Source organism: Pantoea vagans (assembly GCF_001506165.1).
GTDB lineage: Bacteria > Pseudomonadota > Gammaproteobacteria > Enterobacterales > Enterobacteriaceae > Pantoea > Pantoea vagans_C.
Map to the genome: position 1 here is coordinate 1,688,502 of NZ_CP011427.1, position 21,640 is coordinate 1,710,141.

20 protein-coding genes are annotated in these 21,640 nt (G+C 52.5%); 11 read left to right on the forward strand and 9 right to left on the reverse strand.

Translation table 11 applies throughout. The features are described 5' to 3' along the window. The first annotated feature begins 36 nt into the window (after positions 1 to 36). From LK04_RS07855 to rnd, 5 genes are all read left to right on the forward strand, one after another. The gene (locus LK04_RS07855; protein ID WP_039335430.1) at positions 37 to 1,947 is read left to right on the forward strand and encodes an ATP-dependent DNA helicase; all 1,911 of its coding nucleotides are present in this window, start codon (positions 37 to 39) and stop codon (positions 1,945 to 1,947) included. A gap of 52 nt (positions 1,948 to 1,999) precedes the next feature. Continuing rightward, positions 2,000 to 2,698, forward strand: a complete 699-nt coding sequence (gene tsaB / locus LK04_RS07860) for a tRNA (adenosine(37)-N6)-threonylcarbamoyltransferase complex dimerization subunit type 1 TsaB (protein WP_039335431.1) — start codon at positions 2,000 to 2,002, stop codon at positions 2,696 to 2,698. Between the two features lie 59 nt (positions 2,699 to 2,757). Further along, positions 2,758 to 3,354 carry a Slp family lipoprotein gene (locus LK04_RS07865; RefSeq protein ID WP_039335432.1) on the forward strand — a complete coding sequence of 199 codons (597 nt, stop codon included), beginning with the start codon at positions 2,758 to 2,760 and terminating at the stop codon, positions 3,352 to 3,354. 207 nt (positions 3,355 to 3,561) lie between these two features. Beyond that, positions 3,562 to 5,238, forward strand: coding sequence for a long-chain-fatty-acid--CoA ligase FadD (gene fadD, locus LK04_RS07870; protein WP_153011404.1), 1,677 nt, complete (start codon positions 3,562 to 3,564; stop codon positions 5,236 to 5,238). Between the two features lie 98 nt (positions 5,239 to 5,336). Beyond that, positions 5,337 to 6,458 (forward strand): ribonuclease D, encoded by a 1,122-nt coding sequence (gene rnd / locus LK04_RS07875; RefSeq protein WP_039335517.1) that lies wholly within the window; start codon positions 5,337 to 5,339, stop codon positions 6,456 to 6,458. A 54-nt stretch (positions 6,459 to 6,512) separates the two neighbouring features. Here the strand turns inward: rnd and minE are convergent, their stop codons facing one another. Genes minE through minC form a run of 3 tightly spaced genes read right to left on the reverse strand, consistent with a single transcriptional unit; the run spans position 6,513 to position 8,342 of the window. Beyond that, a complete protein-coding gene (gene minE, locus LK04_RS07880) occupies positions 6,513 to 6,782 on the reverse strand; it encodes a cell division topological specificity factor MinE (RefSeq protein ID WP_010616394.1) in 270 nt (89 codons plus the stop codon). Positions 6,783 to 6,785: 3 nt separating this feature from the next. Further along, positions 6,786 to 7,598: a septum site-determining protein MinD gene (gene minD, locus LK04_RS07885; protein WP_034828743.1), complete on the reverse strand. Its 813-nt coding sequence runs from the start codon at positions 7,596 to 7,598 to the stop codon at positions 6,786 to 6,788. Positions 7,599 to 7,631: 33 nt separating this feature from the next. Further along, on the reverse strand, positions 7,632 to 8,342 hold the full coding sequence (minC, locus tag LK04_RS07890; RefSeq protein ID WP_039335435.1) for a septum site-determining protein MinC: 711 nt from the start codon (positions 8,340 to 8,342) through the stop codon (positions 7,632 to 7,634). Between the two features lie 153 nt (positions 8,343 to 8,495). Here minC and LK04_RS07895 point away from each other — a divergent pair, with 153 nt between their 5' ends. The 3 genes from LK04_RS07895 to LK04_RS07905 all read left to right on the forward strand — a co-directional run bounded on the left by LK04_RS07895 (position 8,496) and on the right by LK04_RS07905 (position 10,211). Then, on the forward strand, positions 8,496 to 8,771 hold the full coding sequence (locus LK04_RS07895) for a YcgL domain-containing protein (protein WP_039335438.1): 276 nt from the start codon (positions 8,496 to 8,498) through the stop codon (positions 8,769 to 8,771). Positions 8,772 to 9,039: 268 nt separating this feature from the next. Further along, a complete protein-coding gene (locus LK04_RS07900; RefSeq protein ID WP_039335439.1) occupies positions 9,040 to 9,699 on the forward strand; it encodes a fumarylacetoacetate hydrolase family protein in 660 nt (219 codons plus the stop codon). A 65-nt stretch (positions 9,700 to 9,764) separates the two neighbouring features. Then, positions 9,765 to 10,211, forward strand: a complete 447-nt coding sequence (locus LK04_RS07905; RefSeq protein ID WP_034828749.1) for a YcgN family cysteine cluster protein — start codon at positions 9,765 to 9,767, stop codon at positions 10,209 to 10,211. A 38-nt stretch (positions 10,212 to 10,249) separates the two neighbouring features. Here LK04_RS07905 and dsbB read toward each other — a convergent pair whose 3' ends face one another. Next, the gene (gene dsbB / locus LK04_RS07910) at positions 10,250 to 10,783 is read right to left on the reverse strand and encodes a disulfide bond formation protein DsbB (protein ID WP_039335442.1); all 534 of its coding nucleotides are present in this window, start codon (positions 10,781 to 10,783) and stop codon (positions 10,250 to 10,252) included. 321 nt (positions 10,784 to 11,104) lie between these two features. Here dsbB and fadR point away from each other — a divergent pair, with 321 nt between their 5' ends. Further along, positions 11,105 to 11,824 (forward strand): fatty acid metabolism transcriptional regulator FadR, encoded by a 720-nt coding sequence (fadR, locus tag LK04_RS07915; protein ID WP_039335444.1) that lies wholly within the window; start codon positions 11,105 to 11,107, stop codon positions 11,822 to 11,824. A gap of 37 nt (positions 11,825 to 11,861) precedes the next feature. Here fadR and LK04_RS07920 read toward each other — a convergent pair whose 3' ends face one another. After that, entirely contained in the window at positions 11,862 to 13,397 is a 1,536-nt protein-coding gene (locus LK04_RS07920; RefSeq protein WP_039335446.1) for a SpoVR family protein, read from the reverse strand. Between the two features lie 502 nt (positions 13,398 to 13,899). On the opposite strand from LK04_RS07920, the gene LK04_RS07925 reads away from it, so the two are divergent. Beyond that, positions 13,900 to 15,201: a D-amino acid dehydrogenase gene (locus LK04_RS07925; protein WP_039335447.1), complete on the forward strand. Its 1,302-nt coding sequence runs from the start codon at positions 13,900 to 13,902 to the stop codon at positions 15,199 to 15,201. 21 nt (positions 15,202 to 15,222) lie between these two features. Next, complete coding sequence (gene dadX / locus LK04_RS07930) at positions 15,223 to 16,293, forward strand: catabolic alanine racemase DadX (protein WP_039335448.1); 1,071 nt, start codon at positions 15,223 to 15,225, stop codon at positions 16,291 to 16,293. Here the strand turns inward: dadX and LK04_RS07935 are convergent. The 4 genes from LK04_RS07935 to LK04_RS07950 form a co-directional block, all read right to left on the reverse strand. Further along, positions 16,286 to 17,479: a multidrug effflux MFS transporter gene (locus LK04_RS07935; protein WP_039335450.1), complete on the reverse strand. Its 1,194-nt coding sequence runs from the start codon at positions 17,477 to 17,479 to the stop codon at positions 16,286 to 16,288. The two genes, dadX and LK04_RS07935, sit on opposite strands and share 8 nt — an antisense overlap. Before the next feature lie 115 nt (positions 17,480 to 17,594). Beyond that, on the reverse strand, positions 17,595 to 19,061 hold the full coding sequence (wbaP, locus tag LK04_RS07940) for an undecaprenyl-phosphate galactose phosphotransferase WbaP (protein WP_039335452.1): 1,467 nt from the start codon (positions 19,059 to 19,061) through the stop codon (positions 17,595 to 17,597). Between the two features lie 377 nt (positions 19,062 to 19,438). Then, on the reverse strand, positions 19,439 to 19,672 hold the full coding sequence (locus LK04_RS07945; protein ID WP_039335454.1) for a DUF1480 family protein: 234 nt from the start codon (positions 19,670 to 19,672) through the stop codon (positions 19,439 to 19,441). 77 nt (positions 19,673 to 19,749) lie between these two features. Beyond that, a complete protein-coding gene (locus LK04_RS07950; RefSeq protein ID WP_039335456.1) occupies positions 19,750 to 21,477 on the reverse strand; it encodes a potassium/proton antiporter in 1,728 nt (575 codons plus the stop codon). Positions 21,478 to 21,640: the final 163 nt, after the last annotated feature.

Genomic DNA, 21,640 nt, shown 5'->3' on the forward strand with positions numbered 1-21,640 from the left:
ATAATTACAGTGTTTTTGGGCAATCGGTGAGGATGTGTGGCAGACGATTTTGCAACTGATGGTGCGCTAGCGCAGGCGATTCCGGGATTTAAACCTCGAGCAGCACAGCGTGAAATGGCACAGGCGGTCACGGAAGCGGTGGGCAATGGTGGAGAGTTGGTGGTTGAAGCCGGCACCGGTACCGGGAAAACCTATGCCTATCTGGCACCCGCATTGCGCGCGAAGAAAAAGGTCATCGTCTCTACCGGCTCCAAAGCGTTACAGGACCAACTCTACAATCGTGACCTGCCGACCATTGCGCGGGCACTCAAATTCAGCGGCAAAACCGCGTTACTGAAAGGGCGCTCAAATTATTTATGTCTTGAGCGCCTTGAGCAGCAAAATCAAACGGGTGGCGATCTTACCGTGCAGGCGCTGGGCGATCTGATCAACGTGCGCAGTTGGTCATCGCAAACCGTTGATGGCGATGTCAGCAGTTGCACCGACGTGGCGGAAGACAGCCCCATCTGGCCTTTTGTCACTAGCACCAACGATAACTGTCTCGGCAGCGACTGCCCGTTGTATAAAGATTGTTTCGTGGTGAAAGCCCGTAAAAAGGCCATGGACGCGGATGTGGTGGTGGTGAACCACCATCTGTTCCTGGCCGATTTGGTGGTAAAAGAGGGCGGTTTCGGTGAGTTGATCCCTGAGGCGGATGTCATGATCTTCGATGAAGCCCATCAGTTGCCCGACATCGCCAGCCAGTATTTTGGCCAGCAGCTTTCCAGCCGCCAGCTTCAGGACCTCGCCAAAGACATCATCATTGCCTACCGCACTGAAGTGCGCGATGTTCAGCAATTGCAGAAATCGGCTGACCGCCTTGCACAGTGCGCTCAGGATTTTCGTCTTACCTTGGGTGAACCCGGTTTTCGTGGCAATCTGCGCGATCTGCTCAGTGATAACAACATCATGCGTATGTTTACGCTGCTGGATGATGCGCTGGAGCTGTGTTACGACGTCATCAAATTATCTTTAGGACGCTCGGCGCTGTTGGATGCGGCTTTTGAGCGCGCTGCGCTGTATCGCACGCGTCTGAAACGGCTGCGCGCCATTGATGAACCCGGTTTTAGTTACTGGTATGAGTGCACCAGTCGCCATTTCACGTTGGCACTGACCCCGCTATCCGTCGCGGAACGTTTTCGTGAAGTGATGGATAACCGCAAAGCGGCTTGGGTATTTACCTCCGCTACACTCGCCGTCAATGAGCAAATGAGCCACTTCTCCAGTCGTCTTGGCGTCGATAAAGCGAAAACGCTGATCCTCGATAGCCCATTCGATTATGCACAGCAGGCGTTGTTGTGCGTGCCGCGTAATATGCCTGAACCTAATCAGCCCGGCGGTGCGCGTCAGCTTGCGCGCATGATGAAACCCCTGATCGATGCCAATAAAGGCCGCTGTTTCTTCTTGTGTACCTCACACAAAATGATGCGAGAGCTGGCCGCAGAATTTCGCGCTTCCATGACCTTGCCGGTGTTGCTGCAAGGTGAAACCAGCAAAGGGCAACTGCTGAAGCAATTCCTTGAGGCGGGGAATGCACTGCTGGTGGCGACCAGCAGTTTCTGGGAAGGCGTTGATGTGCGCGGTGATGCACTGTCATTAGTGATCATCGATAAGCTACCGTTTACCTCACTCGAGGACCCCTTATTAAAAGCACGCATGGAGGATTGCCGGGTACGCGGCGGGGATCCGTTTAATGATGTGCAACTGCCGGACGCGGTGATCACCCTGAAACAGGGGGTGGGCCGTTTAATTCGTGACACCGAAGATCGAGGCGTCTTGGTGATTTGCGATCAGCGTCTGGTTTCTCGTCCTTATGGCGGATTGTTTCTCAACAGTTTGCCACCTACGCCGCGCACCCGCGATCTCCTCCGCGCTATTGAATTTGTTCGTCGGGCAGAGAATCAGTAATTTGTGCCAGGCTATGTTAAGATGCGCGCCATTTTGACTCTCAGAGGTTGTTATGTCCGCCCGAATTTTAGCCCTGGACACGGCGACAGAAGCCTGTTCTGCCGCGCTGCTCAACCAGCAGCAGATCGATGCCCGTTTCGAAATCGCCCCGCGCGATCATACCCAACGCATATTACCCTTGGTGCAGGAGCTGTTGCAGTTACAGCAACTGGACCTGACGGCGCTTGACGCGTTAGCGTTTGGACGCGGTCCGGGCAGCTTTACTGGCGTGCGTATTGGCATTGGTATTGCCCAAGGGCTGGCATTAGGTGCGAACTTGCCGATGATTGGCATCTCCTCACTCGCCACCATGGCGCAAGGCGCATGGCGCTTGACGGGCGCCACGCGCATATTGGCAGCTATTGATGCGCGCATGGGAGAAGTGTACTGGGCAGAATATCAGCGTGATGAAAATGGCGAATGGCTGGGTGCAGAAACTGAAGCCGTGCTCAAGCCCGAAGCGGCAGAGGCACGCATCGCGCAGTTGAGCGGTGAATGGGCAACAGTCGGCACTGGCTGGCAGGCTTATCCCCATCTGCTGAATGGCTCGGTGGCTACGTTAATGACCACCGACGTCACACTGCCTGCGGCGGAAGACATGTTGCCGCTGGCGCAGTGTGCCTTACAGCGCGGTGAAACTGTCGCGGTAGAGCATGCGGAACCGGTTTATTTGCGTAATGAAGTGGCATGGAAAAAGTTGCCTGGCCGCTAAGCGATACGCAACTATTCCGTCACCGCTCAGTCTAACTGAGAAATAACAGGAGAAGTGCTATGCCAATGAGTCGTAAAGGGATGTCTGGCGCTCTGTTAGCCTGCGCGTTACTGCTGAGCGGTTGCGTTTCGGTGCCAGATTCCATTAAAGGGAGTTCTCAGCTTCCACAGCAAGATTTATTACGTGTGATGAATGCTCCACAGTTGTATGTCGGGCAGGAGTCGCGTTTTGGTGGGAAAGTGGTAAAAGTGACGAATCTGACCGGTTTAACCCGCCTGGAGATTGCCACTCAGCCGCTGGATGACAGCGCGCGTCCTCAATTAGGTGCCGCTTCCGTTGGCCGGATATTTGCCGACATCCGTGGATTTGTCGATCCCGTTGACCTGAACAACCAATACGTCACGGCGCTGGGAAATATTAAAGGCGTTGAAAAAGGTGAAATTGGCAAAGCCAGTTACAACTTTGTGGTGGTGGATGTGCGTGGCTATCAACGTTGGCACTTAACACAGCAAGTGATGACACCGCCTCAACCGATAGATCCATGGATTTGGTATGGTCCGACGCGTCGTCACCCAGGTTACTGGGGGCCTAACCCCTATTGGGGGATGAACATGAACACCGGCCCAGCGCAGGTGCAAACCATCCTTACCGAATAACCCATTATTATTAGATAACGGCCCGGTCGCGGCGCTCGCGACCGGGCTTTTTTATTGGCAGCGCAACCGATGCGCGAAATTTAGTGATGGGCTTCGCAACCTGAAAATGCCGAAACAGGCAAACTGGTACAATCAGTTAAAATATTGTTAACAACACTGATTGCAGAGGCGGCGATGGCTACGCAACAAGAATATCGGGGTGACTCTTTGAATAAGGTTTGGCTCAAACGCTATCCGGCAGACGTACCTGCGGAAATTAATGCGGACCGTTATACCTCTTTGGTCGAGCTTTTCGAGCACGCAGCATTGCAGTACGCCGATAAAACGGCGTTCGTCAATATGGGCCAGCCGATGACCTATCGTCAGCTGGATAAGCAGAGCCGCGATTTTGCCGCCTGGCTACAGCAAGGTTTAGGGCTTAAACAGGGCGATCGAGTGGCACTGATGATGCCGAACCTGCTGCAGTATCCAGTGGCGCTGTTTGGTGTATTACGTGCCGGCATGGTGGTGGTGAACGTTAACCCCCTCTACACACCGCGTGAACTTAAGCATCAACTAAATGACAGTGGTGCCAGCGCCATTGTGATTGTCTCTAACTTTGCCCATACCCTGGAAAAGGTGGTCGCGGAGACGCCGATTAAACACGTGATGCTGACGCGCATGGGCGACCAACTTGCCCCGGTGAAAGCCACGCTGGTTAACTTCGTGGTGAAATACGTTAAGAAGCTGGTGCCAAAATACCATCTGCCTGGGGCGGTTCCGTTCCGTCACGCATTGCAGCAGGGTGCGCAGATGCGCTACCAGCGTCCAACCGTGACCAATAACGATTTGGCCTTCCTGCAATATACCGGCGGCACCACCGGTGTGGCGAAAGGGGCCATGCTCACCCATGGAAACATGCAGGCCAATCTGGAGCAGACCAAAGCCACGTACGGCAAATTGCTACGGGCGGGTAAAGAAAATGTGGTAACGGCGCTGCCGCTTTACCACATTTTTGCGCTGACGGTTAACGGCTTGCTGTTCCTCGACCTCGGGGGGACGAATCTGTTGATCACCAACCCGCGCGACATCCCCGGATTTGTTAAAGAGCTGAGTAAGTTCCCCTTCACGGCCATTACCGGCGTGAATACGCTGTTTAATGCGTTGCTGAATGATGACAATTTCAACAAGCTGGATTTCTCCACGCTGCGGTTGTCTGCAGGAGGGGGCATGGCGGTGCAGAAAGCGGTGGCCGAGCGTTGGGAAAAACTCACCGGGCATTATCTGCTGGAAGGCTACGGCTTGACTGAGTGTTCTCCGCTGGTTTCCGTTAACCCTTATGACATTACCTGCCACACCGGCAGTATCGGCCTGCCTGTGCCTTCTACGGACGTACGCATTGTTGATGATGAAGATAATGATGTGGCGCCCGGCGAACCCGGTGAACTCTGTATTCGTGGGCCACAAGTGATGGTGGGCTACTGGCAGCGGCCGGATGCGACGGAAGAAGTGCTAAAAAATGGCTGGCTGCATACCGGTGATGTTGTTACCGTTGATAGCGAAGGCTTCATTCGCATCGTTGACCGTAAGAAAGACATGATTCTGGTGTCGGGCTTTAACGTGTATCCTAACGAAATCGAAGATGTCCTGATGCAGCATCCCAAAGTCCGAGAAGCCGCGGCGATTGGGGTACCCAGCGATCTCTCAGGCGAAGCCGTGAAAGTGTGCATCGTCAAAAAGGATCCTTCGCTGTCGAAAGAAGAGGTGCTGGATCATTGCCGTCGCCAGCTCACCGGCTATAAAGTGCCGAAGATTATCGAGTTTCGTGACGAGCTGCCAAAGACCAACGTGGGCAAAATTTTGCGCCGCGAACTGCGGGACGAGGCGAAGCGAGAAGGGCAGTAATCTGCTTTTCTCCTTAGGTTAACGCCGGCTCAGTCCGGCGTTTTTATTGCTTTTAACATGGAGCGCTGCGCGAAGTGTGTCGCAGCGAGAATGAATACGTGAATTACACTTTGATCGACCAAGACAGTCAGCTGGCGGCCGTGTGCGAACTGGCGCTTAAGCATGATGCGGTAGCGCTGGATACTGAGTTTGTGCGTACCCGCACTTACTATCCACAGTTGGGCCTGATCCAACTGTTTGATGGTGAACAACTGGTTCTTATCGATCCACTGAATATCAACGACTGGACGCCGTTTATCGCGCTGTTGCAAAACAAGCAGGTGACCAAGTTCCTGCATGCGGGTGGCGAAGATCTCGAAGTGTTCCTGCACCGTTTTAACTGCCTGCCTGACCCGATGGTGGATACCCAGATCCTGGCAGCCTTTGCCGGGCAACCGCTGTCATGGGGTTTTGCCTCGATGGTGAATCACTTTAATCAAATCGAGCTGGATAAAAGTGAAGCCCGAACCGACTGGTTGGCGCGTCCGCTGACAGAGCGTCAATGTACTTATGCGGCGGCGGATGTGGCGTATTTACTGCCAATTGCGCATCAACTGGTGGAGCAAACTGAAGCTGCTGGCAATATGGCGGCGGCACTGAGTGAGTGCGATAACCTGTGCCAGCGTCGCCTGGATGTGCTGAAACCCGAAGATGCGTGGCGCGACATCACCAATGCATGGCAACTGCGCCCACGTCAGCTGGCGGCGTTACAGCGCCTGGCCGCGTGGCGTTTGACCATTGCCCGTCAAAAAGACATGGCAGTAAACTTTGTGGTGCGCGAAGAGAATCTGTGGAAAGTGGCCCGCTTTATGCCGGGAAGTTTAGGTGAACTGGATCATCTGGGTCTTAACGGTCACGAAATTCGTTTCCATGGCAAAGCAATGGTTGCTCTGGTGGCTGAAGCACAAGCGCAGGATGAAGCAACATTACCGCCACCTTTGCCTAATCTGATCGACCATCCGCATTACAAACAGGCGTTTAAGGCAATTAAAGCGTTGGTGGTGCAGGTCAGTGAAGAGACCGGTTTTAGTCAGGAGTTACTGGCTTCGCGTCGTCAGATCAATCAGGTGCTGAGCGTGTATTGGGGCTTAAAGAGTGGCTGCCGCACACCGGAATTGCTGACCGGCTGGCGAGGTGAGTTACTTCAGGCTCGCATCGACGAGATCTTACAGGCGCTGTAAGCGCTGCATTTTCCCCTGCGCACGACGCAGGGGAAAATCAGGAACCTGCTGCTGTCATTTAGGAACGTCTTCCGTCTCCGGCAACGTGACGTTCAGCTCCAGGATGGAGATATCGTCCCCTTTCTGATCCAACTGAACGGTCACCATATCCGGGTCTATTTTCACGTACTTACAGATCACTTCCAAAATATCGCGCTTGAGCTGCGGCAGGTAATGGGGCTCACTGTCGCCCCTTCTGCGCTCGGCCACGATAATCTGCAGCCTTTCCTTGGCTATATTGGCTGTGTTCTTCTTACGGGATAAAAAGAAATCAAGTAATGCCATTGGTTATCCCCCGAACAGGCGTTTCAGGAAACCCTTCTTCTCTTCTTCAATAAAGCGGAAGGGGCGTTCTTCGCCAAGCAGGCGATCTACGGTATCAGCGTAAGCTTTACCGGCGTCAGAGTTAGCGTCGAGGATCACCGGCTCACCTTGGTTAGAGGCACGCAGCACAGACTGATCTTCTGGGATCACACCAACCAGTGGAATACGCAAGATTTCCAGTACGTCTTCCATGCTCAGCATGTCGCCACGGGTGACGCGGCCCGGGTTGTAACGGGTCAGAAGCAGGTGCTCTTTCACCGGGTCCTGGCTGTTTTCTGCACGACGTGATTTTGACGAAATAATGCCGAGAATACGGTCTGAGTCACGTACGGAAGAGACTTCCGGGTTGGTGGTAATGATTGCTTCGTCGGCGAAGTACAGAGCCATCAGCGCGCCGGTTTCGATACCTGCTGGCGAATCGCAAACGATGAAATCAAACTCCATCGCGGCCAAATCGTTCAGCACTTTTTCCACGCCTTCGCGGGTCAGTGCATCTTTGTCGCGGGTTTGTGAAGCGGGCAGAATGTAGAGCTGCTCAGTGCGCTTATCACGAATCAGCGCCTGGTTCAGCGTGGCGTCACCCTGAATGACGTTGACGAAATCATAGACCACACGGCGTTCACAGCCCATGATCAAGTCAAGGTTACGCAGACCGATATCAAAATCGATCACAACAGTCTTTTTGCCCTTTTGCGCTAACCCTGTGGCGATGGCCGCGCTTGACGTGGTCTTGCCAACGCCCCCTTTACCCGATGTAACTACAATGATGCGTGCCATAAATGTTGATTTCCTTAACGAAAGAAAAGGGGCCTAATAAAGTGTCTGGATGGTGAGCGCGCCTTCTTTAAGACACAGGCGCGCGGCTTTACCAAAGAATTCCGCCGGGATTTGATCCATGATCCAGTATTCACCGGCAATAGAAACCAACTCGGCTGCGAGGTTGGTGCAAAAAATTTGGCTGTCACGTGCGCCGCTGGCTCCGGCCAGCGCACGGCCACGCATCATGCCGTAAATATGAATGTTGCCGTCGGCTACCAGTTCGGCACCGGCACTGACGCTATTGGTGACGATAAGGTCAGCATTGCGTGCGTAAATCTGCTGACCGGAACGTACCGGTGTGTTGATGATGCGGGTTTTGCCGGCACCTTCAACCACAGGAGCAGCAACCGGTAACGCGGTTTCTGCCACGGGCGCTTCTGCGCGTTTACGATTCTCTTTGCCTTCTGACAGCACGGGCAATCCGGCACGTGCAATCATTTTTTTCAGGGCTTCATCTTTGCAACCGCTGACACCAACAATGCGCAAACCTGTCGCGATGACGGCTTGCTGCATCTGCTTCCAGTTAATGTCGCCGTTCAAAGCAGAGACATTAAGCACCACCGGGGCATTCTGCAAAAAAGCAGGGGCCTGATCGATTTTGTCCTGCAGTGCCTGACGAATCACCTCGGGTTGCGAATGGTGCAGATGAACGACTGACAGGGTAAAACTGCTTCCCTTGAATTCGATTGGCGTTTGCGACATCTGTCCTGACTCAGTCCTGTTTTACGACCCTATGATGTCCAGCGATAAAATCGTCATTAACATCAAACGGTCAATATTCGAAGTTCTGCAAGCATGTTATAGTTACTGCTATATTCAGGCAAGTGACGCCATCGGTTAATTCGAGTAAAAAATATGTTTTGTGTGATCTATAGAAGCCCGCAACGCGACCAGACTTATCTTTATGTTGAAAAAAAAGACGATTTTTCGCGCGTTCCTGAAGAGTTGTTGCGTGGCTTTGGTAAACCCAAGCTGGCGATGGTGCTGTCGCTGGACAAACGCGACAAACTGGCTAATGCTGATATCAATAAAGTTAAGCAAGGATTGAGCGATAACGGCTATTATTTACAGATCCCACCGCCGGTCGAAAATCTGCTCAACATTCATCGCGAACTGGGTAAAAAAGATTAATTCGGATTCATCTGTAAATATATCCTGTAAATATCCTCAGTGTTATTTGCATTAATTAATTGCCCGCGCAAAAGCTTAATTGCGGGCATTTAATCCTACATGTCTTCGCCGTTTCTGGTGAACAATTAACGACTTTTGACAATTTCCGCCACGCCTGACGCGATAAAACCGCTAATATAATCCTCCTCAGCCTGCCGCGTTCCGGCACTGAACCTGACTCATCCGCCAGCACAGCTGGCATCAAACACAACACAAGCAGGGGAATAGCATGTATCAGCATCGTAACTGGCAAGGCGCTTTGTTAGATTATCCCGTCAGCAAAGTGGTTTGCGTGGGCAGCAACTATGCGAAGCATATCAAGGAAATGGGCAGTGCAACGCCAACAGAGCCAGTCGTCTTTATCAAACCAGAAACCGCCGTGTGTGATTTACGCCAGCCACTCTCCATTCCGGATAACTTCGGTGAAGTGCATCACGAAGTTGAACTGGCGGTGTTAATTGGTTCGACGTTGAAGCAGGCGACCGAAGAGCATGTGGCAAAAGCGATTGCCGGCTATGGCGTGGCGCTGGACTTAACGCTGCGTGATGTACAAGCAGGCTTAAAGAAAGCGGGCCAGCCGTGGGAAAAATCCAAAGGCTTCGATAACTCATGCCCGCTGTCAGGCTTTATCCCGGTGGCCGAATTCAGTGGCGATCCGCAAGATACTGAGTTGAAACTGGTGGTCAATGGCGAAGTGCGTCAGCACGGTTCCACCGCCGATATGATCCACAAAATTCTGCCGCTAATTGCCTACATGAGCCAGTATTTCACGCTGCGCGCAGGCGATGTGGTGCTGACTGGCACCCCTGAAGGCGTGGGCCCAATGCGTTCTGGCGATAAACTTGAAATCTCGCTGGCAGGTCACGGTATTACCACGCGCGTACTGTAAAACTTGCATCACCGCACCTGAACCTTTATAAGGTGCGGTCTTGTTGCACAACCCGGACCGCCATTATGACTGAACAACCTTTCTGGCAAACAAAACGCCTTGACCAAATGGACGACGCAGAGTGGGAATCGCTGTGTGACGGCTGCGGCCAGTGCTGCCTGAACAAGTTGCAGGATGCGGACACCGACGAAATTTACTTTACCAACGTTGCCTGCAATCAACTGAACATCAAAACCTGTCAGTGCCGTAATTACGAGCGCCGCTTTGAGTATGAAGAAGATTGCATCAAGCTGACGCGGGAAAACCTCACCACCTTTAACTGGCTGCCGCGTACCTGTGCCTACCGTCTGTTAGGCGAGGGTGGCACACTGCCGGCCTGGCATCCGCTGGTGGCGGGTTCGAAGAAGGCGATGCATGCGCAGCGTATTTCTGTGCGCTATATAGCGGTGCGGGAAAGTGAAGTGCGCGACTGGGAAGACCACATTATCGATCGACCCGATCGTAACGGATAAGAAAAACAGGCAGCCTTGGCTGCCTGTTTCATTTGGGCTTAACGACCGAAAAGATCGCGACGTTTAGGTTTGAACGGTTGTGCGATTAATACCAATGCACCCACCAGCAGGTAAGCCGCGAAGATCACAATCATCCACTGCGGCATGCTCCATGTCAGGAAGGTCCAGCTACGTTCAGCGCAATCGCCACTCGCCACAAACACTGACGGCAACCACTTATCCAGTGGCAGCCAGCTTGGGAAACGGGCGGCGAAATCACAGGTCACAAACGGATTAGGATGAAGCTGAATGTTGGTGTGCTCAATGGAAAGCATCAAACCTTTGTAGGCACTGTAGAGCCAAATCAGGATCGCTGCCCAACGCACGGGCAAGCTTTTAGGGGCAAACGCGCCGACAATGCCTGCGCCCATCACGCCAAATAAGGCACAACGTTCATAAATGCACATCACACAGGGTTTTAGCCCCATGACGTGTTGAAAAAACAGTGCGGTGAGTTCAAAAGCCAGAGCTGTAAGAGCCAACAATAACCATGCTCCGCGACCTCGTGAGCATTGATTTAAATATCGCAACATATTGCTTATCCTGTAACCGTTAATGCTTCGCAGTGTAAACCAAAAGCGTAACCGTGCCAGCCAGGTAAGGGGAAAAAATCATGTACAAAAATGACTTAAGCCTGATCCAGGCCAAAAATAATGGCATTTTCTTCCTGGATAAGGAGTGACACGCGGACAGCACAACGTAAACGAGTGCGTTTTTACCGTCACCACGAGGATGACAAGACTGAATTTTTGCGCCAGCGCGCGCTTTTAATCAGTTGTCAGGCTATTTACGCTATAGGCCCTCTGGTATGATGAGTGCCATTACGACAAAGAAAGCAATGAGAAATAAATGCTATGGTGATTAAGGCGCAAAGCCCCGCAGGATTTGCTGAAGAGTATATTATTGAAAGCATCTGGAACAGTCGTTTTCCGCCGGGGTCGATCCTACCTGCCGAACGTGAGCTTTCTGAACTGATTGGCGTCACCCGTACCACGCTACGAGAAGTGTTACAGCGTCTGGCACGTGATGGTTGGCTGACCATTCAACATGGTAAACCGACGCGCGTGAATGATTTCTGGGAAACCTCAGGTTTAAACATCCTGGAAACTCTGGCCCGCCTTGATCACGATAGCGTGCCCCAGTTGATTGATAACCTGCTGTCAGTGCGAACCAATATCGCGTCGATCTTTATCAGCCGCGCACTGCGCCACCATCCTGATAAAGCGCGTGAAGTGTTAGAAAGCGCGTTAGCGGAAGAGGATAAGGCAGAAGCCTACACCGAACTGGATTATCGTGTGTTTCGTGGTTTAGCGTTTGCCTCGGGCAACCCCATTTATGGTTTGATCCTTAATGGGCTGAAAGGGCTGTATACCCGCGTTGGACGCCACTATTTCTCCAACCCAGAGGCGCGTCAGCAGGCACGCAATTTCTACCGCCAACTGGCAGACTTGTGCAGCGTTAATCCGACGCAGGATCAGATTGTGGATTGCGTGCGCGATTATGGACGTCGCAGTGGCGAGATTTGGCACAGTATGCAGAAGAGCATGCCGGACGATTTAGCCAGCAAGCGATAAAAAAAACCGGACCTCATCAGTCCGGTTTTTTTATGCCTTACAAGGCGGGGCCGCGTGTCGGCGCGCGATCAAGCAGTTCGACGCTCCCATCCTCATTCTGCTGTTCCAGAATGACATCGAAGCCCCACAAGCGATTCACATGCTTGAGCACTTCCTTGCGGCTTTTGTCGAGTGGTGCACGCTGTTGTGGCACATAGCGCAGCGTCAGCGAACGGTCACCACGCAGATCGACGTTGTACACCTGAATGTTCGGTTCAAGATTGCTGAGGTTGTACTGCGCCGACAACTGCTGTCGTATCGCGCGGTAACCGGCTTCATCATGAATCGCGGCAATTTCCAGGAAATTATTGCGATCGTCATCCATCACCGTAAACAAACGGAAATCACGCATCACTTTCGGCGACAGGAACTGACTAATAAAGCTCTCGTCCTTGAATTCACGCATGGCAAAGTGCAGCGTTTTCAACCAGTCAGAACCCGCGATGTCTGGGAACCAGTAACGATCTTCCTCTGTCGGTGACTGGCAGATACGCTTGATGTCCTGGAACATGGCAAAGCCAAGTGCGTACGGGTTGATGCCGTTGTACCACTGGCTGTTATACGGAGGTTGATACACCACATTAGTGTGACTGTGCAGGAACTCCATCATAAAGCGTTCCGACACCTTACCTTCGTCATACAGGTGATTCAGGATGGTGTAATGCCAGAAGGTTGCCCACCCTTCGTTCATCACCTGGGTCTGTTTTTGCGGGTAAAAATACTGGCTGACCTTGCGTACAATACGCAGCACTTCACGCTGCCAGGACTCGAGCAACGGGGCATTCTTTTCCATAAAGTACAGCAAGTTTTCCTGCGGCTCAGACGGGTAACGTGAGGCCTCAACGTGCACCGACTCCTTCTCTTTACGCGGCAGGGTACGCCACAGGGTATTCACCTGGCTTTGCAGATACTCTTCACGGCTTTTCTGTCGCGCCTTCTCTTCCTGCAGTGAGATTTTTTGCGGGCGTTTATAGCGATCCACGCCGTAGTTCATCAACGCATGGCAGGAGTCGAGCAGACGTTCGACCTCCTCGACGCCGAATCGCTCTTCGCAGTCGGAGATGTAATTACGTGCAAACAGCAGGTAATCGACAATGGAGCTGGCATCGGTCCAACTGCGGAATAGATAATTATTTTTGAAGAAAGAGTTGTGACCGTAACAGGCGTGCGCCATGACCAGCGCCTGCATGGTCATGGTGTTCTCTTCCATCAGATAGGCGATACACGGATTGGAATTGATCACTATTTCGTAAGCCAGCCCCTGCTGGCCATGCTTATAGCGCTGTTCGGTTTCAATGAATTTCTTCCCGAACGACCAGTGTGCATAGTTGATTGGCATCCCCACGCTGGAGTAGGCATCCATCATTTGCTCGGAGGTGATGACTTCGATTTGATGCGGATAGGTATCAAGCCCGTAGCTTTTCGCCACGCGGTCGATCTCTGCCAGATAGACATCGAGCAATTCGAATGTCCAGTCTGGCCCATCACTGAGTCGTTTACTGCTCCGGGTTGGCTCGTCAAAGATTGTCGTCATAGCGCACCTCTGTTTTGCAAGCGGCAGGCAACGGATTGTCACCTGTCACGATCGTTTAAGGCTTCATCCTGAGAAAGACGGCCCAAAAAAACTGAGCGAACACTTCAATGATAGTCCACTGTCGCTTATCCGAAACCGGAACTCAAACGAATTCTTTTGGCACAAAATCATTCAAAATTCGCTGCTTAAGGTTTTGCTAATGACAAATGCGGGTTTTATTTTTAATGGCAGGATAAAATGCTGTTTATAAGTGCATTATATGACTGTGGCGCTTTGTACTGAAAAAAGATAAAAGCACTGCCTTCCGCATAATAAATCGCTGGTTAATGGTTTTATGGCATAAAAAATCCTGATTTTTGCACTGCCTCATGATTTCTGTGTGCAGGAACGTGAAAAACATGTGAAATGTATCTGTCGAATGTAAGATTAAATCAGTCGTCTGGTTATGCTAATGCAGGCGGCATTCATAGTTGATTATGCTTTTTGCCGCGACGAGGGGCTTATGCGCGTAGTGATTCTTGGAAGTGGGGTTGTCGGGGTGGCAAGTGCATGGTATCTGGCACAGGCGGGGCATGAAGTCACGGTGATCGATCGCCAGCCCGCTGCCGCTCTGGAGACCAGTGCCGGTAACGCCGGGCAGATCTCCCCCGGCTATGCTGCGCCTTGGGCGGCACCGGGTGTGCCCTTGAAGGCTGTTAAATGGATGTTCCAGCGCCACGCGCCTCTGGCGGTTCGCCTCGATGGCAGTAAATTCCAGCTGGAGTGGATGTGGAATATGCTGCGCAATTGCGACATGCGCCACTATCAAGAGAACAAAGGCCGCATGGTGCGGATTGCGGAATACAGCCGTGATTGCCTGAAAACCCTGCGTGCCACAACTGGCATTGCCTATGAAGGTCGACAAGGCGGAACGCTACAGCTCTTCCGCACGCAGCAGCAGTTCGACAGTGCCAGCAAAGATATCGCCGTGTTGAAAGACGCTGGCGTGCCTTACGAGCTGCTGGAAGCACACCAGCTTCACAGTGTTGAACCGGCGTTAGCGGCCACCGCCCACAAACTCACTGGCGGTTTGCGTCTGCCGAATGATGAAACCGGTGACTGCCAACTCTTTACCCAACGCTTAGCGGATATGGCCGCCGCCGCTGGCGTGACCTTCCGCTACAACATGGAAGTGGATCAGTTGCTGCGCGAAGGTAATCGGATCTACGGCGTGAAGTGTGGCGACGAAGTGATTAAAGCCGATGCCTACGTGGTGGCCTTTGGTTCCTATTCGACCGCGCTGCTCAAAGATATTATCGCCATCCCGGTTTATCCGCTTAAAGGCTACTCACTCACCATCCCGATTAAGAATCCTGAGGCCGCACCGGTTTCCACAATTCTCGATGAGACCTACAAAGTGGCGGTAACGCGCTTTGACGATCGTATCCGCGTCGGTGGTATGGCGGAAATTGTTGGTTTTAACACCAAACTGACGCCAGCACGACGTGAAACGCTGGAGATGGTGGTCAGCGATCTTTATCCTGAAGGTGGTTTTGTTGAACAGGCCACGTTCTGGACCGGATTGCGCCCTATGACGCCAGACGGTACGCCGATTGTTGGGCGCACGCCGCTCTCCAATCTCTATCTCAATACCGGTCACGGTACGCTGGGATGGACCATGGCCTGTGGTTCCGGTCAGCTGTTGGCCGATTTGATTTCCGGTCAGAAACCGGCAATTGCTGCAGACGATCTCTCGGTGCTGCGCTATTTGCCAGGTTTCGAAGCCCATTCGTCGCCGTTGCGCAACGCTAACGCGGCGCGTTGAGACCTCAGGGAGAGCACACGCATGTCACGTCCTATTGGCGCAACCATCAATCAACAGGCGCTGAGCCACAATCTGGCGATTGTTCGTCAGGCGGCACCGCAGTCGCGTATCTGGTCGGTGGTGAAAGCCAACGCTTACGGACACGGAATCAGCCGCGTTTGGCAGAGCCTGGCGCAGACTGATGGTTTCGCGTTGCTGAACATGGAAGAAGCGATTCTGCTGCGCGAGCAGGGCTGGAAAAAGCCGATCCTGCTGCTGGAAGGTTTTTTCCATGCGGAAGATCTAACGCTGATTGATCGTTACCGTCTGACCACCAGCGTGCACAGTAACTGGCAAATCCAGGCGCTGGCGAAAGCCACGCTCTCGGCACCGATTGATATCTATCTGAAGATCAACAGCGGCATGAACCGCCTGGGCTTCCGACCTGAGCAGGCCCATGCGGCGTGGCAAAAACTGCGTGAACTACCAAATGTTGGCGAGATGACGCTGATGGCGCACTTCGCCGATGCGGAAAATCCAGAAGGTTTGATTGAGCCAATGAAGCGGGTAGAGCTGGCAGCAGAAGGTCTCAACTGCCCACGTTCTCTTTCCAACTCGGCAGCAACCTTGTGGCATCCGGAAGCGCATTTTGACTGGTTACGGCCTGGCATCATTCTGTATGGTGCCTCCCCAAGCGGTGACTGGCAGGATATTGCCAGCACCGGCTTGCAACCAGTGATGACGCTGAGCAGTGAGATTATTGGCGTACAGCAACTCACTGCCGGTGACGGGGTGGGCTACGGCTATCGTTACCATGCCTCAGCTTCGCAGCGTATTGGTATTGTTGCCTGTGGCTACGCTGATGGCTATCCGCGACATGCGCCAACGGGCACGCCCGTGTCTGTTGAGGGTATTCGCACCCAAACGCTGGGCGCGATTTCCATGGATATGATGATGATTGATCTTGAACCTTGTCCGCAGGCGGGAATCGGCTCGAAAGTGGAGCTATGGGGCAATCAGGTGAAAATCGATGAAGTCGCGAAAGCCGCGGGAACGGTGGGCTACGAGCTGATGTGTGCGCTCGCGCCCCGCGTGCCGGTTAGTGTTATTTAAGCGCGGTCACACTGCCGTGCATTTTCTTACTGCAGCGCCAGGCCATCAGTGCCAGCGCTGCACCTAATAGCATCATCAATGCCAGTGCCGATTTCTCCGCGACCGGTAATGCGACAATGATTAGACTGCCGCCTGCTCCACATGCCATCTGAATAAAGCCCTGTAAAGCGGCTGCCACACCGGCCTGCTGTTGATACGGCTCCAGCGCATAGCTGGTGGCAGGTCCGACCGTAAAGGCTAAGCCCGCTACCGAGACGGCTACCGGAATCATGTATAACGCCCAGTGAGTCTGCCATGCAGCAGGGAATAGATGCATTCCAGCAACCAGTAAGATGGCGCCCACTAACATGGTGAAAAAGCCCATCGCCAGACAGAAGGGCCGCCCGGCTTTACGGATGGTTTTATTCACAAACGCACTGACCAACATGATCCAAAAACCGTTGGCACCAAAGGCAAACGAGAACTGCAGCGGCGTGAGGCCACCTTCGGTCATCAAAACATGCGGCGCGAGCGAAACATACGTCAGCACCATGCCCAGTGCACCGGCATTCGCAAAGGCAAACGCGAGGAAGCGCGGTTCGCGCGCAATCGCGGCATACTGTGCCAGCGGCAAACCTTTAACTCGCAGGGTATCCGCAGGGCGTGTTTCCGGCAGGAAGAACACCACTATCACACCAATCACCGCGGCATAACTGCACAGGAACCAGAACGGTGCACGCCAGCCGTAGGCTTCGGCAAGGATACCGCCCAGCAGCGGAGCAAGCGCCGGAACAATATTTAATGCGCCATTGAGAAAACCATAGGCGCGCGCGGCTTCATCGCCGCTTAAACGGTCGCGTACCCCACTAAAGGCGACAACCGCACTGCAACATACAGCACATCCCTGAATGAGTCGTGCCAGGAAGAAGATGGGCCACGCGGTGGCCGTCGCCGCATTAGCGCTGCCGATGATATAGAGCGCCAGCCCAATTAAAGCGATCGGCTTACGTCCATAATTATCGACTAATGGCCCCGTCACCAACTGACCGATGCCCATCACCAGCAAAAACAGGGGAATGGTGGTCTGAATCAAACTGACCGGGCTGTTAAGGCCCTCAGCAATTTGCGGAAGTGTAGGGAGATAAAGATCAATACCAAGCGGCGCCAGCAGCACCAGGCTTAAAAGTAGCAGGGTAAATTTTTGCATTACGAACCAGAAACAACCTGTTAAACAAGCGGGAAGGGTAAAGAGTTAGCAGAGAAAAGGGAAGGAATAAAAAAACGATGTCTGCCGGTCGCGCACAGACATCGCCTTTAGGGGATTAGTAAGCGCCGTCGCGACGCAAGACTACGCCAGCCGTTTTAAACAGAATGGCGATATCAGTCCACAGTGCCCAGTTTTTCACATACCAGGAGTCGAAATAGACGCGGGTATCGTAGTCAATATCGTTACGTCCACTAACCTGCCACAGGCCGGTCATGCCCGGTTTTGCCATCAGGTAATAATCCACATCACCTGCATAGCGTTCCAGTTCAGCTTCAATCACCGGACGCGGACCGACCAGACTCATTTCGCCGCGAATCACATTCCACAGTTGCGGCAGTTCATCCATGCTGGTTTTACGTAAGAAGCCGCCAATTTTGGTGATGCGCGGGTCGTTCTTCAGTTTGAAATCCCGATCCCATTCCGCACGTGCTTCCTCGCTGGTCGCCAGCAGATTTTGCAGCACTTCTTGCGAGTTGGTGACCATTGAGCGGAATTTCAGGCATTTAAATTTCTTGCCATCCTGTCCAACACGTTCGTGACCATAAATCGCATTTCCCCCATCGCGTTTCACCATGGCGCACAGCAGGCCGAATACCGGAGCCAGGAACAGCAGCAACAGGGATGCCACCACAATATCGAAGGCACGCTTGAGGAAACGAGATGAGCGCTTTGCCAGGTTGTTGCTGACGCGCAAAATCATCACTTCATGGCTGAAGATGAAAGACATATCCGTGCCGTAAAGGGGCACGCCGCGCAGAGTAGGTATAACGGAAATTGAACGACATTTCATTTTAGAGAGGAACTTTAGCCATTTATCGCGCACCACTTGCTGTTCAAATTCAGTGGCGACGATAAATTGCGTGTTGTCACGGTCCATGGTTTGCCAGTTGATATCTTTCCAGGTAATCACCGGCACGCCATTAACATTGTCAGGACGGTTTTCATCTTCCAGTGAAATGAACGCCTGCACGTTATAGCCAAGGATCTCTTCACTCTGCAACGCAGCGTAAGCTTCCATGGCATTTTTACCCGAACCAATAATGATGGTTTCTTTCTGCCATTGACCCGCACGGTTTATGGCGCGTTTCACCACGGCACGCATCAGTGGCAACAGCAACAGAGCGTAAGTCCAGCTAAACACCCACACCATGCGCGAGAAATCCCATTTGGAGAAGGCGATCAGTGCCAAATCCAGCAGTGAGAACACGAACAGGGTTTTTACAATTTCTTTCAACTCGAACCAGAAGGGTTTGCGATAAGTGTAATGACGCATACGCACCCAAAACCAGGCGGTGCAAAGAACCGATAGCCCGAGTTGTGCGATAAAGCGGTATTCGATTTGCTGCGGCGGAATAAAGGTGTCCAGTTCTCCCCAAATACCCTGAACGGTGGCCGCAGATAAGAACAATGCCAGATTTAATGCAATTAAATCTGAGAAACTTAAAGCGACTTTCGCGATGAGATTTTTACGCAGTCCGCTCCATGAGCGGGTTGCATTATTCATTACCAATGTACTTGCCATAAAACCTGCTCTCTTTTCTTAAGTAAAAGATGGCCTGACCAGAATCAAGTACGCGCTCAGGTGTGGTCCGCTGAAACAGGAAAGAATTTATTTTTCAGCGCGATATGAATCAAAACTGCCACAAGCGCTGCACCGAAAGGACCGTTTGAGACGTGAATTGCGTCACAAAAAGCTGCAGCAACGTTTAAGAGTATGCAGGAGTTATTTGACAGAGTTAATATGGAAATAGTCTGAAAAGGAAATAAATGACTAAAGAAATTATGAGCTATCGAATTGAATTATAAGGTTAAAAGTAAAAAATCCGACGATAGAACGCTTCATTTTAAGACTGCTTTTAGGAATGACCGCCATACGAAGCGGATGGCGGTATGGAAAAATCAGGCAGGTTTTTTTAATACCCAGCGGTCTTGCTGCTTGTCATAGTGTCCGATCGCCAGATCGATGGGTTCGCCATCAATCCACGCCAGCACACTGGTGTCATGATCCCAGCCGTCGAGTTGGTAACTCAGGCCGGGGTTGGTATTGCAGGGAATGCTGACGGTCTCTAAATTTTCAGCATTCAGTTCTGCATCAACGATCTCGTAACGACCAATCTTTACCACGTGTCCCATCCTATTCTCCCGTTTATGCTGGGTGGAATAGTGATCATAGTCGCTCACGCGCAGTTTGGGGGTTAAAGCGCTTCGGATTACTCTTTGTCTTCCATGACGCGCACACCAATTTTAACGATTTGGTTATCTTCTTTTTCGGCGACGGTCCAGGTCAGTTGATTCCACTCCACCTGGTCACCCACCACCGGCGTGCTGCCAAGTAACCCCATAACGAGTTGGCCGAGTGACTGCTGATCGTTGGTCTCTTCGTCTAACTCTAAACCGTAAATCTGCGCCACATCGCGCAATCGTGCCTCGGCATCGAGAATGAAGTCCCCGAAGAAGCGTTGGTCGAGGGCTACAGGCGGTGACTGGCTAAACATTTTACCCAATGCGGGCAAATCACGCTCGCGACCAATAACGCACAACACATCGCCTTCTTTGAGGCGCGTGCTGCCATTCGGATGCATCAGTGCATTGTCGCGGAACAGCGCAGCGATGCGTGTCTCGCGTGGCATCTGTAAGTCTCGTAGCGCCGCGCCGACACACCACTTGTCCGCACCAAGCTGGTAGACAAACTGTTCCCACGGGTTTTCCGGATGGATATCCAGCCCTACACGGCTAATCGGTGAAGCGGTAGGGGGTACCACGACTTTGGCGCGTTTAGCGGCATAACCGAGTGACGTGCCCTGCAGCATCAATGACACTAACACCACGAAGAAAGCGATGTTGAAGTAGAGCTTGGAATTTTCCATGCCCGCCATCATCGGGAACACTGCAAGGATGATCGGCACCGCGCCGCGTAACCCCACCCAACTGATGAAGATACGCTCACGTCCGGTAAACCCTTTGAATGGCAGCAGACCGACCAGAATGGATAGCGGGCGCGCCACCAGAATCAGCCACAGTGACAGAATCATCGCGGGTACCGCGATGTGCCACAAATCGGAAGGGGTGACCAACAAACCGAGCACGATAAACATGCCAATCTGGCTGAGCCATGCCATGCCGTCGAAGGTTTGCAGAATGCCGTGACGGTTACGGATTGGGCTGTTGCCTAACAGGAAGCCACAAAGGTAAACAGCCAGAATGCCGCTGCCTTCCATCACCGTGGTCAAAGCGAAAACAATGATGCCGCCGCTGACGGCCAGCAGAGGATATAAACCCTGTGCCAGATTAATACGGTTAATTAACTGCTGCAGTGCCCAGCCGCCGCCCAATCCCAGCACAATGCCAAGACCAAACTGCTGCACCAGGTGTACCACAAACATCCAGCTTAAACCGGTCTGGCCCTGCTGAATCATGTCGATCAGCGTGATGGTGAGAAACACCGCCATCGGGTCGTTACTGCCCGATTCAATTTCTAACGTTGAGCTGACACGCTCATTAAGCCCTTTATCGCCCAGCAGCGAGAATACGGCTGCGGCGTCGGTAGAGCCAATGATGGCGCCAATCAGGAAACCTTGCATCAAATCGAGCTTGAACAGCCAGGCAGCCGCCACACCGGTTAAGCCCGCGGTGATCATCACGCCAACGGTGGCTAATGACAACGCTGGACCCAGAGCGACCTTGAACGAACTGGCTTTGGTCCGCATGCCGCCATCCAGCAGAATGATGGCCAGCGCAAGGTTGGAGACCAGGTAGGCCACGGGATAATTATCAAAGGCGATGCCGCCGATACCGTCAACACCCGCCAGCATGCCAAGCGCGAGGAATATCACCAAAATCGGGATGCCAAGGCGAGATGAGAACGAACTCAGAAGAATACTTGCTGCAACCAGCACGGAACCAATAATGAACAAACTGTAAATCATGCTGGCATTCAACGGCGTTCTCCTGCGCTAACGGACGGATAAAACAAACTGCGGGGATAATCACACAGACAAGCTGAAAAGATAATGCCTTATCAATAGCTTGTCAGCGCTTAATTCAACATTTTTTCAATCTAACGAGCACTATCCCATAGATGGTTAAGTTTGTGTGAAAAAT